This is a genomic window from Blautia sp. HCP3S3_C12 (genome assembly GCF_052064155.1).
Classification (GTDB): domain Bacteria; phylum Bacillota; class Clostridia; order Lachnospirales; family Lachnospiraceae; genus Blautia_A.
In genome coordinates this window covers 71,391-83,511 of record NZ_JBQHWC010000006.1, presented here as the reverse complement: position 1 = coordinate 83,511, position 12,121 = coordinate 71,391, and the positions used below count along the sequence as shown (strand labels likewise).

The following is a 12,121-nucleotide window of genomic DNA, read 5'->3' as shown; positions in this document are numbered from 1 at the left end:
TTCCCTGTATTTTCCTGGGCTTTTGCATACCATAAATCTCTCCGGCATAAACTGACAGTAAAAGCCGGAGGGATTTTTTATGGAAAAAAACAGACTGTGGAAGAAGCAGGTGGTCACTGCACTGGAGCTGGCGCCGGATCTGGACGGTGGGGAAACTAAGATTTCCCTCACAGGAAGCGGGGAAGCAGTGATAGAAAATTATAAAGGTATTCTGCAGTATACAGATTCTGAAATTCTGCTCCAGTCTCTTCGGGGAAAGGTCCTTCTGCGTGGCAGAAATCTGGAAATTGTCTGGTATACCTCTCTGGAAATGAAGATTACCGGGGCGATCTCCAGTATTCTTTTGCAGCAGAAATGACTACCGGATATGGGAAAATTATTAAGATTTCTATATGGATATGTGATCCTTTGCATAGAGGGAGAGCAATTAGGACGATTTCTTAATCTGTGCAGGAACCGTGGGATTTTTATGGAAAAGATCTCTTATAAAGGTGAAGGCAGGATACAGGCCTGTGTTTCTGTGAGAGATTATTTTAAATTAAGGCCTGTCAGAAATAAAACAGGAGTTCATATTAAAATACTGAAAAAGGGAGGGCTTCCGGTCCGGATGATCCGGTGCAGGAAGAAAAAGGCCTTTGCAGCAGGGCTTCTTCTGGGTAGCATTCTTGTGATCTTTCTGTCCGGCAGAATATGGAATATTCAGATCAGTGGAAATATAAAAAACAGTACTCCGGAAATACTGAAATATCTGGAAAAGGAAGAAATCGTCCATGGGATGTCCAAAAAGAAAGTAAACTGTACACAGCTTGCTGCCTTTGTGCGAAAAGATTTTCCGGATATTACCTGGGTATCTGCCAGGATCACAGGCTGTAAACTGATACTGGATATAAAAGAGAAGGAGGAACTGCAGGAAACAGAAAAAAATAGTATGCCCTGCGATCTGGTGGCGAATCAAAAGGGGAAAATTGTCCGGATCATTGCCCGTGCAGGAATTCCTGTAAAAAAAGTGGGAGACACCTGTGATGCCGGAGATCTTCTTGTTTCCGGTGAATTACATATTATGAATGATAACCAGGAGATCCAGCGCAGAGAATATGTCCATGCAGATGCGGATATCTACATTTCTCATCCTGTAGTTTATCACAGGGAGTTTCCTCTTAAGCATAGAGAAAGAGAGATGACCGGTAAAACTGAAACGGGCTTTTATCTGAAGGCAGGAGCCTGGTACCTGGAACTTTTTCATATTCCAAAGGGTAACTGGAGGATATCTTCCGCAGAATATCCCTTATATCTTAATGAGAATTTCAGCCTGCCTCTGTCTGTGGGAAAAGTGGAGTTTCAAAAATACAGACAGATTACGGAAATTTATACACCTGCAGAAGCCAGGACCCAGGCAGAGCTTTGCCTGCGCACATATATGAAAAAACTTCTGGAAGAGGGAAAAGAGATTACAGACAATCGTGTTGCCATAAGGGTCACAGACTCTGCCTGTATAAGCTCCGGTGTTCTGGAAATAGTTGAAAAGACAGGAAAAGAAGTGCCCTGGGAAAAACCTTAAATTTTTTATTTCAAAAAATACAAAAGGGTGATACAATAAAACACAGTAACTACAGAAAGGAATTATTTTAAATGGCAGGCAGTATTATTGAATTGCATACAGAAGTACCGGCTGATCAGGAATCAAATGTGTTCGGACAGTTTGATGAGCATCTGAAGCTGATCGAGCGGACCTTAAATGTAACTGTGATCTCCAGAGATGGAGTTTTGAAAATATTAGGAAGTGAACAGAATGCAGCCTCTGCGAAAAAACTGATCGATGAGTTGGTGGTTCTGGCAAAAAGAGGCAATACGATTACCAGACAGAATGTAAACTATGCTCTTTCTCTTGCCATGGAGCAGAGGAATGAGGTACTTACAGAAATAGATAAGGATTTTATCTGCAATACCATTCAGGGCAGGCCAATAAAGCCCAAGACTCTGGGACAGAAGGAATATGTAGACCAGATCCGCAAAAAAATGATTGTTTTCGGAGTGGGGCCTGCAGGTACAGGTAAAACTTACCTGGCTATGGCCATGGCAGTGACTGCTTTTCGAAATGAAGAGGTAAGCAGGATCATCCTGACACGCCCTGCCATTGAAGCAGGAGAAAAGCTTGGCTTTCTGCCCGGTGATCTCCAGAGTAAGGTAGATCCCTATCTGCGCCCTCTCTATGATGCGCTGTATCAGATCATGGGAGCAGACAGCTTTGCCAAAAATATGGAGAGAGGATTGATCGAGGTGGCTCCTCTTGCCTATATGAGAGGACGTACTTTGGATAATGCTTTCATTATTCTGGATGAAGCCCAGAATACCACCCCTGCACAGATGAAAATGTTCCTGACACGTATTGGATTTGGCTCCAAGGTAATTGTTACCGGAGATGCTTCCCAGAAGGATCTGCCCCGGGATGCTGTTTCCGGGCTGGATGTGGCTATGAAGGTGCTGAAGAAAATAGATGATATTGGCTTTTGCCAGCTGACCAGCAAGGATGTGGTACGTCATCCTCTGGTGCAGCAGATTGTCCAGGCCTACGATGCCTATGAAAAAAAGCAGAAGCCGGAGCGCCCTGCCAGGGGACGAAGAGGAGGATATGAGAGATGACATTACAGATAGATTATGAGACAGACCGTGAAATCGGAATTGAGTATGAGGAGCTGGCAGAAAAAGTAGTGCAGAAGGTTCTGGATATGGAAGGCTGTCCTTATGATGCACAGGTAAATCTGGTTCTCACAGATAATGAAGAGATCCAGAGAGTGAATACAGAATTCAGGGAGATCCCTGCGCCTACAGATGTTCTGTCTTTTCCTATGATCCCATTTGAGACACCGGCAGATTACGCCATTGTGGAGGAGGACGAATCCTATTTTGACCTGGATACAGATGAATTATTACTGGGAGATATTATGATCTCTGTAGATAAGGTTTTCGCCCAGGCTGAGGAATACGGACACAGTGTTACCAGAGAATTCTGTTTCCTGGTAGCCCACAGTATGCTGCATCTGCTGGGCTATGACCATATGACACCTGAGGAGGCTGTTGTTATGGAAAATAAACAGAGAACTGCTTTGGATGAGCTTGGCATTACACGATAAAAAGACTTGAAATTACGGAGTGAAAAATGAATTACCGGGAAAGATTAAAGGATAAAAAGAGAATAGTAATTAAAATCGGTTCCTCATCCCTGACCCATTCGGAAACAGGGAGACTGAATCTGCGAAAGCTGGAGGTTCTGGCCAGGGAACTAAGTGATCTGCGAAGTCAGGGAAAAGATGTGATCCTGGTTTCTTCCGGAGCTGTGGCTACAGGAGTAGCTGCTCTGGGAATGAAGGAAAAGCCTACAGAGCTTAAGACCAAGCAGGCCTGCGCTGCAGTGGGACAGGCCCGTCTGATCATGATCTATCAGAAGCTTTTTCTGGAATACAACCAGCCCTCAGCTCAGATTTTGATGACAAAAAATACAATGGTTAATAATGCGAACCGTAAAAATGCTCAGAATACCTTTAATGAGCTTCTGAGTCTGGGAGTCATTCCCATTGTAAATGAAAATGACTCTATCTCCACTTATGAGCTGCAGTCTCTGGAGAAGTTTGGAGATAATGATACATTGTCTGCAGTGGTTGCGGCACTGGTGCAGGCAGATCTGCTCATCCTGCTGTCAGATATTGACGGACTTTTTACGGATGATCCCAATATCAATCCGGATGCCAGATTTATTGATCTGGTGGAGAATCTGGATGAGGAGTTCCTGGAGATGGGAAAATCCACATCCAAGAGCACTGTGGGAACCGGAGGAATGGCTACCAAGCTTACGGCTGCCAGGATTGCCTCTGCTGCAGGAGTGGATATGGTCATTGCCAATGGAGCTGATTTCCATATTATCCACAAGATCACAGAGGGCCGTGACTACGGTACCTTATTTGTGGGTCAGTCCAGAGAAGAGTTTTATCTTATCGATATTATTGATAAATTATTATAAAAACACAGGAGGAATTTATTTATGGAGGCAGAAAAGATTGAACGGATCAATGCACTGGCACATAAGGCGAAAAGCGTAGGACTTACGGAAGAAGAAAAAAAGGAGAGGGAACTGCTGCGCAAGGAATATATTGCCTATGTCCGTCTGAATCTTCGTACTCAGCTGGATAATATTGATATCAAAGAAGCAGATGGCTCAGTAGTAAATCTTGGAGAGAAATATGGACACAAAAAAGGAAATTAGGAAAAAAGTTTTTGCAGCCAGAAAACAGTGTACAGATGCCTGGGTGGAGGAAATGAGCAAAGCGATCACTCAGAGAGTGGTGGCTCTTCCTGCCTTTAAGCATGCAGACAGGATCCTGGCATATGCAGATTACAATCATGAGGTGATCACGGAGTATCTTATTGAAGAGGCATGGAAGGCCGGCAAAGAGGTTGCGGTACCCAAGGTGGTGGGAAAGGATATGGTGTTTTATAAGCTTACTGATTTTTCCCAGCTTGAACCTGGGTATTTCCGGATCCCGGAGCCTGCTTCAGGGGAAATCGTGGAATGGCCCACAGCACTTATGATCATGCCTGGTGTGGCTTTTGACAGGGAGAATCACCGGGTAGGATACGGTGGAGGGTTTTATGACCGTTATCTGGAGAAGCATCCGGATATCCAGAGAGTGGCAGTGGCCTTTTCCTTTCAGATGTTTGATCAGGTTCCCACAGAACCTACAGATATCTGTCCTCAGATCCTGGTGACAGAGGAGGAAACCTGCTGCCTGACGTCTGAGGCTTAAATCTTGTGACCGAAAGGAGTTTGAGAAATGAATGAAATGCTGAATACTCTTGGAAAAAATGCCAGGAATGCGGAAGTTCTTGTGAGAAATCTTTCTGCAAATGAGAAAAATGAGGTGCTTCTTAAGGTTGCAGAGGCACTGACAGAGAATGCAGATACTCTGACAGCAGCCAATGCCCTGGATGTGGAAAACGGCAGAAAAAATAATATGCCGGAGGCTCTGGTGGACAGACTGCTTCTTACCGGTGACCGGATCCGGGGGATGGCAGAGGGACTTCGCCAGGTGGCGGCGCTGGAGGACCCTGTAGGTGAGGTCCTGGGGATGAAGAAGCGTCCCAACGGTCTGATGATCGGGCAGAAAAGAGTGCCCTTAGGTGTGATCGGAATTATTTATGAGGCCAGACCAAATGTAACAGCAGATGCCTTTGCCCTTTGCTTTAAGACCGGAAATGTGGTGATCTTAAAGGGAGGAAGCGATGCCATTCATTCCAATGAGGCCATTGTAAAATGTATCCGTGAGGTATTACGGGAGCAGGGGATCACAGAGGATGCCATCCAGCTGATCACGGACACTTCCAGAGAAACCACAGCAGAATTTATGAAAATGAATCAGTATGTGGATGTGCTGATCCCCAGAGGCGGCAGAGGACTGATCAAAGCAGTAGTTGAGAATAGTACAATCCCTGTGATCGAGACCGGTACAGGTAACTGCCATATTTATGTGGACGAAACTGCCGATCTGCAGATGGCAGCAGATATTATTATGAATGCCAAGACTCAGCGGGTCGGTGTGTGCAATGCTTGTGAGTCTGTACTGGTCCATGAGAAAGTAAAGGATGAGTTTCTGCCTGTTCTGGCCAGACGCCTGCAGGAGAAACAGGTGGAAATCCGGGCAGATGAAGCAGCCTGTGAGCTGATCCCCGGAGCTGTACATGCAACAGAGGAAGACTGGGGCAGAGAGTATTTGGATTATATTCTTTCCCTGAAGGTAGTTTCCTCTGTAGAAGAAGCAATCAGCCATATTAATCAATATAATACCGGACATTCTGAGGCAATCATTACCAATAATTATGAGCATGCCCAGAAATTCCTGGATCAGGTGGATGCTGCGGCAGTGTATGTGAATGCTTCCACCAGATTTACAGATGGGTTTGAGTTTGGCTTTGGCGCGGAGATCGGTATCAGTACCCAGAAATTACATGCAAGGGGACCTATGGGATTACTGGCACTTACCACTACCAAATATATTATCTATGGAAACGGACAAATTCGTCCGTAAGTTTGATTTTTTGCAAAAGGTGTGCTATACTCAAAATTAGTTTTGAATTGCAAAAATGAAATAAAAGACTTATTTATGGAGGACATAAAATGAGGAGAAAACAATTATTTGCCATTTTGATGGCTGGAGCATTATCTATGGGAATGGCTCCTTCTGCTGCATTTGCAGCAGCAGATACAGTAGCAGCACAGGCAGAAGCAGAGGGAGAGTTGGCAGCAGAGGAAGGTACAGATGCACCGGCAGAGGATCCGGCAGCTTCTGAAACTCCTGCAGAGACTCCGGAAACACCGGCAGAAGAGCCTGCAGAGACTCCTGATGAAACACCGTCAGAGGAGACTCCTGCAGAGACTCCGGAAACACAGTCAGCAGACCCTACTGAGGTACCGGCTGCAGAAGAAGCAGGAAGCGGAACAATCGTGATCGGCGAGACTGCCTATGCAACTCTGAAGGAAGCATTTGCAGCAGTACCTGACAGTACAGCTGAAGCCAATGATCCTACATACATTAAGATCAGCAGCGAGATTGAGCTTGGAGAGACAATTGATGTTCCGGCTAACAAAAATATTATGCTGGTTGCAACAGCAGAGGATATTAAGATCAAACGTGCTGCCGGTTTTGCAGGAAGCCTTTTCTCAGTATCCGGCGGTACTTTCCAGATTGCCGGCGGTACAGTAAATGATAAAGACGGAAATGCAATAGGAACCGGTTCCATTACAGTAGACGGTACAGGGGATGGCACAACAGCTGTGACAGCACCTATGGTTGATGTACAGAGCGGCACCTTTGGAATTTCTGACGGTGTAACACTTTCCGGAAATGCTAACACTTCCACAGAGGTAAATGGTGGAGCTGTTAACGTGGCTTCCGGTGCAGCTTTCTATCTTTTAGGAGGAACTGTTACAGGTAACACTGCGGCACAGGGTGGAGCTGTTAATGCAGTCTCCGGCGCCAACGTATATCTGCAGGGCGGAACTGTTACAGGCAATACCGCAGCACTTGGCGGTGGTATCTACAGTGAAAGTGCAGTAAATGTAAAGGGCACTGTATCTGTAACAGAAAATAAGGATCAGAATGATGCTGTCAGCAACCTGGTTCTGGCAGGAGAAGGCAAGATCAATGTGACCGGTGCAACAACCGGTTCTACCATCGGCGTCCAGGTAAAGGATGCAAAGGCCGGTGTATCAGTAGTAGGATTAGCAGAAGGTGTAACAGATGTAACACTGGCAGAAGTTCTGCCTCAGCTTACTTATGAAGGACAGACCTTTACCATTGGGGAAGACGGAAAACTGGTAGATCCCACTGTAACGGTAGCTCCCACTCCTTCTGAGAAACCGGAAGCAAAGGCTGCGATCAAAATCGAAAGTGGTAAATGGACCAGCCACAACAGCTATGAGATTAAATTCCATACCAACATTAACGGACTTTACCAGGTAGACTGGGTGAAAAAGGGTGAAAAAGCGCCGGAGATCACTGTAAGCGGTCAGAAGATCAAGGCTGATAAGAGTACAACTGTTACAGTAACAGATCTGCCGGATTATGATGTAGATATTTATGTAACTGTAATCAGTGAAAAGGATTCTAAAAACTATAAATCCGTAAAGGTTGACAACAGTGCACAGAAACGCCCGGAGGCTCCTGTGACACCTACTCCGGTACCGAAGACTCCGGCAGTTACAGAAAGTAAGGTTCAGGGCTTTGAAAACGCACTTACCTTCTATCCTGGAACTTTCTATGATTTCAGAGCAATCGGTGCAGGTACAGACAATGCAGATCCTCATGAGGGAGATGTGAGATGGGTACCACAGTACTGGAGCATGTCAGCAAATCCATCTTCCAAGGATATGCATACTACCTGGAAGATCGGCGCTGCCAAGGGTATTTACAAGGATGCAGAGACAACCTATGATATTTATGTATTCTTCCAGAAAGAGGTATACAGCGGAACAGAATGGCAGGCACAGAGCGGTATTATCGAATCTGTAAAATATCAGTTTAAGGCAGCTCCTCTGGCTCAGACATCTGTAACTCCTGGTGTTACCGGTTCAGACGGTACTTATGGAGGAGACGGAACAACAGAGGGTACATCAGATCTGACACCGACCACTTATGCAGATGGAACAAGCGGATCTGCTTCCAAGTCAGCAGTATCTACAGGAGATGAATCACCGGTTGGTACTATGATGGCACTGGCAGCAGCATCTATCTTGGCAGGCGGTTATGTGCTGGTGAGAAAACGTAAAAAAGAAATGTAATCAATTGGACCGTCTGACAGGGTCAGGCGGCTGTGAGAATGAAAAAGGCGGGCCTTCGGGCCTGCCTTTTTCATGCTTTTTTGTTTGACATCTGTCTCTAAATTCTGTATGATAAGAAAAGCACAAATTTATAATAAATATAGAACAGAACTTGTGAAAGGACGAGGAAATATACAGTGATTAATACACAGGAAAGTAAAGTGCAGTTAGAATATATTGAAAAATGTAAGGCACTGGTCGCAGAGAGATATGATCATCAGCCTGCCTTTTTTATCCAGAATGCCGGCTGTCAGATGAATTCCCTTCAGACAGAGACAGTTGCCGGTATTGTGAAGAAAATGGGCTATGAAGAGGTTTCCAGGGAAGAGGATGCGGATGTGGTGATCTATAATACCTGTACTGTCCGTGAGAATGCCAATATGAAGATCTACGGACATCTGGGACATTTGAAGAGCATTAAGAAACAGAAAAAAGAAATGAAGATCGTACTGTTTGGCTGTATGATGCAGGAGCCGGAAGTAATCGAGAAGATCCATAAGGATTATTCCTTTGTTGATCTGGTGTTTGGTACTCATAATTTTCATAAATTCCCGGAGCTTTTTTACAGAAGCTTAAATACGGAGGGGCAGATCATTGACGTATGGAAAGAATCTGACGAGATCGTAGAGGGGATGCCGGCAGACCGTAAATACTCTTTCAAAACCGGTGTGAACATCATGTTTGGCTGTAACAATTTCTGCAGCTATTGTATCGTTCCCTATGTCCGTGGACGGGAGAAAAGCCGCGAACCGGAAGCTATCCTTCAGGAGATCAGAGAGCTGGTGGCAGACGGTGTGACAGAGGTTATGCTCCTGGGACAAAATGTAAACTCCTATGGCAAGACATTGGAGAATCCTATTACCTTTGCCCAGCTTCTGCAGCAGGTAGAGGAAATTGAGGGGTTAAAGAGAATCCGTTTTATGACCTCTCATCCCAAGGATCTGTCAGATGAACTGATTGAAACTATGGCAAAAAGCAAAAAGGTATGCCATCATCTTCATCTGCCTATGCAGTCCGGAAGCAGCCGTATCTTAAAGATCATGAACCGGCGCTATGACAAGGAGAAATACCTGGAGCTGGTGCAGAAGATCCGTACAGCCATCCCGGATATTTCCCTTACTACGGATATTATCGTAGGCTTCCCCGGGGAGACAGAAGAGGACTTCCGGGACACACTGGATGTGGTAGATAAATGTGATTTTGATACAGCCTTTACTTTTATTTATTCCAAGAGAAGCGGTACTCCTGCTGCAAAAATGGAGAACCAGATTCCTGAGGATGTGGTAAAGGATCGTTTTGACCGTCTGCTTTCCCTGGTACAGGAAAAGGGGCGTCAGGCTTCTTCCCGCTTCCAGGGTACTGTGCAGGAGATCCTGGTGGAAGAGGAGAGTAAGGAAAAGGGAATCTATACAGGCAGAACAGAATATAATCTGCTGGTGCATTTCCCAGGCTGCAGAGATCTTCTTGGAAAATATGTAAAGGTACGACTGGATACCTGTAAGGGATTTTATTATTTTGGTACTCTGGTTGAGGAATAAACAGATAAATATGGCCTGGATTTCCGGCATAGTCCGGAAATCCGGGCTTTTCAACGGATAAACTGGTTACTGTAACTGAGAAAGGAATAAAAGAAACGTGAAACATAATAAATATGAGATAGATATGTGCAATGGAACGATCATGGACAAGCTGATCTCTTTTTCATTGCCTTTAATGCTGTCCGGAATCCTGCAGCTTCTGTTTAATGCTGTGGATATTGTGGTAGTGGGCAGGTTCAGTGGAAGTCAGGCACTGGCTGCTGTAGGATCTACTACTGCACTGATCAATATTTTTACTAATTTATTTATTGGCATTTCCCTGGGAGCCAATGTACTTGCTGCCAGATTTTATGCTGCCGGAAAATCGAAGGAGATGTCAGAGACAGTCCACACTTCTGTTACGGTAGCTCTGATCAGTGGGGTTCTTATGGGAATCCTGGGACTGATGTTTGCCAGATTTTCCCTGGAGCTTATGGGAACTCCTGAGGATGTAATCAGTCAGTCTGCCCTGTATATGCGGATTTATTTTCTGGGAATGCCCTTTTTTATGCTTTATAATTATGGTGCAGCCATTCTCCGCGCTGTGGGAGATACCAGAAGGCCATTATTTTTTCTGATAGTTTCCGGTGTGATCAATGCAGTGCTGAATGTGATCCTGGTTGTGTACTTCCATATGGACGTGGCCGGGGTTGCCATTGCTACAGTATTCTCACAGTTTATTTCCTGTGTGTTGGTTTTGCGATGTCTTTATATGTCGGAGGGAAGCTATCAGCTGCGCTTTTCCAGGCTTTCCATAAAGAAAGAATACCTGAAACAGATTTTCCAGGTAGGGGTTCCTGCGGGAATCCAGAGCACGGTCATCAATTTTTCCAATGCGCTCCTTCAGTCCTCTGTCAACTCCTTTGGCTCTGTGGCTATGGCAGGATATACAGCTGCCAATAATGTATTTGGATTTCTGTATGTCTCTGTAAATTCCATTACCCAGGCATGTATGAGCTTTACCAGCCAGAATTACGGTGTCCGTAAATGGAAGCGCATGGACAGGGTTCTTGTGGACTGTATTATTTTGTCTGTGGTATGTTCTCTGACTCTGGGTTGCTGCGCTTACTTTTTTGGGCCTGAGATCCTGCAGATTTATACCAGGGAGCCGGATGTGATCCATGCAGGAATGGAGATTATGACCTTTGCCACAGTTCCCTATTTTCTTTGCGGATTGATGGACCTGTTTCCTGGGGCACTTCGTGGAATGGGGCATTCCGGAGTTCCTATGATCCTGTCCATCATCGGTACTGTGGGAACCAGAATCGTATGGATCTTTGGAATCTTTCCATCCCACAGATCTCTGTCCGTGCTGTTTATTTCCTACCCTGTATCCTGGATCCTTACCATACTGATGCAGGTATGCTGCTTCTACTTTGTGAGAAAGAAAGTACATGGGAAAATGAAGGCCTGTATATAGAGTATAAAAATGAAAGCTTTTGCAGAATATATTGCGTCAGCGATGCATTTTGCAGAAGCTTTTTTTAACCGAATCAAGTAAGTCCCCTGCGGGGGTTGCGAAAAGCAATAAGCAGTGGGTGGGGACTTGCTTGTATCAGGAGGAGTGCAAGCTCCTTCTGATAAACTGCGGAGCAGTTATTCGGTGTAGAGCTACGTAGCGAAGCGGATTGCGAATATCCGCTTGACAAAAAATAATTGACAAATACCCCTAATGGGTATATATTATAAATCATAAAAATACCTGTAAGGGGTATAAGATAAAAATACAGATACCCCTTAACTAATGCAAAAAAAGAGAAAATGAAGCCCGGAAGAAGGAGCGGTTTATGGCGAAAAAATCGGAAAACAGAAATATAGATAGTATGGAAATACAGGAGGAGGGTATGAAGAAGGTCTGTCCCTGCTGCGAAAAACACACTGCCCGTTCAGAGGAAGAACGTAAGAAGCTGGTCAATCGTCTGAAACGTGTGGAAGGACAGATCCGCGGAATCATCCGGATGCTGGAGAACGATGCCTACTGTAATGATATCCTGATCCAGTCAGCCGCAGTGAATGCTGCAGTAAATGCCTTTAACAAGGAGCTTCTGGCTCAGCATATCCGTACCTGTGTGGCAAGAGATATCCGACAGGGGAAAGATGAGACAATCGATGAGCTGGTGGTTACTTTGCAGAAACTGATGAAGTAAAAACTGTGGAAGGTGTAAAGCAGGGAAGC

At 45.1% G+C, this 12,121-nt stretch carries 12 protein-coding genes; all 12 read left to right on the top strand.

Annotated elements, in window-relative coordinates; genetic code table 11:
• The first annotated feature begins 79 nt into the window (after positions 1-79).
• The 12 genes from ACTNDS_RS07500 to ACTNDS_RS07445 all read left to right on the top strand — a co-directional run bounded on the left by ACTNDS_RS07500 (position 80) and on the right by ACTNDS_RS07445 (position 12,092).
• On the top strand, positions 80-358 hold the full coding sequence (locus ACTNDS_RS07500; protein ID WP_173742856.1) for a YabP/YqfC family sporulation protein: 279 nt from the start codon (positions 80-82) through the stop codon (positions 356-358).
• A gap of 9 nt (positions 359-367) precedes the next feature.
• A complete protein-coding gene (locus tag ACTNDS_RS07495) occupies positions 368-1,558 on the top strand; it encodes a sporulation protein YqfD (protein ID WP_441034769.1) in 1,191 nt (396 codons plus the stop codon).
• Between the two features lie 71 nt (positions 1,559-1,629).
• On the top strand, positions 1,630-2,640 hold the full coding sequence (locus ACTNDS_RS07490) for a PhoH family protein (protein WP_441034767.1): 1,011 nt from the start codon (positions 1,630-1,632) through the stop codon (positions 2,638-2,640).
• Positions 2,637-3,131 (top strand): rRNA maturation RNase YbeY, encoded by a 495-nt coding sequence (gene ybeY / locus ACTNDS_RS07485; RefSeq protein ID WP_441034765.1) that lies wholly within the window; start codon positions 2,637-2,639, stop codon positions 3,129-3,131. Before ACTNDS_RS07490 ends, ybeY begins: the two co-directional genes overlap by 4 nt.
• 26 nt (positions 3,132-3,157) lie before the next feature.
• Positions 3,158-4,015: a glutamate 5-kinase gene (proB, locus tag ACTNDS_RS07480; RefSeq protein ID WP_441034763.1), complete on the top strand. Its 858-nt coding sequence runs from the start codon at positions 3,158-3,160 to the stop codon at positions 4,013-4,015.
• 21 nt (positions 4,016-4,036) lie between these two features.
• Complete coding sequence (locus tag ACTNDS_RS07475; protein ID WP_173742861.1) at positions 4,037-4,258, top strand: DUF896 domain-containing protein; 222 nt, start codon at positions 4,037-4,039, stop codon at positions 4,256-4,258.
• A complete protein-coding gene (locus tag ACTNDS_RS07470; RefSeq protein WP_441034761.1) occupies positions 4,236-4,799 on the top strand; it encodes a 5-formyltetrahydrofolate cyclo-ligase in 564 nt (187 codons plus the stop codon). The genes ACTNDS_RS07475 and ACTNDS_RS07470 overlap by 23 nt, the downstream gene beginning before the upstream one ends.
• Before the next feature lie 27 nt (positions 4,800-4,826).
• The gene (locus tag ACTNDS_RS07465; RefSeq protein WP_433844378.1) at positions 4,827-6,077 is read left to right on the top strand and encodes a glutamate-5-semialdehyde dehydrogenase; all 1,251 of its coding nucleotides are present in this window, start codon (positions 4,827-4,829) and stop codon (positions 6,075-6,077) included.
• A gap of 89 nt (positions 6,078-6,166) precedes the next feature.
• Positions 6,167-8,329 carry an LPXTG cell wall anchor domain-containing protein gene (locus ACTNDS_RS07460; RefSeq protein WP_441034758.1) on the top strand — a complete coding sequence of 721 codons (2,163 nt, stop codon included), beginning with the start codon at positions 6,167-6,169 and terminating at the stop codon, positions 8,327-8,329.
• A gap of 176 nt (positions 8,330-8,505) precedes the next feature.
• Positions 8,506-9,906 (top strand): tRNA (N6-isopentenyl adenosine(37)-C2)-methylthiotransferase MiaB, encoded by a 1,401-nt coding sequence (gene miaB, locus ACTNDS_RS07455; RefSeq protein WP_441034756.1) that lies wholly within the window; start codon positions 8,506-8,508, stop codon positions 9,904-9,906.
• A 124-nt stretch (positions 9,907-10,030) separates the two neighbouring features.
• A complete protein-coding gene (locus tag ACTNDS_RS07450; protein WP_441034835.1) occupies positions 10,031-11,365 on the top strand; it encodes an MATE family efflux transporter in 1,335 nt (444 codons plus the stop codon).
• 367 nt (positions 11,366-11,732) lie between these two features.
• A complete protein-coding gene (locus ACTNDS_RS07445) occupies positions 11,733-12,092 on the top strand; it encodes a metal-sensing transcriptional repressor (RefSeq protein WP_441034754.1) in 360 nt (119 codons plus the stop codon).
• Positions 12,093-12,121 lie beyond the last annotated feature (29 nt).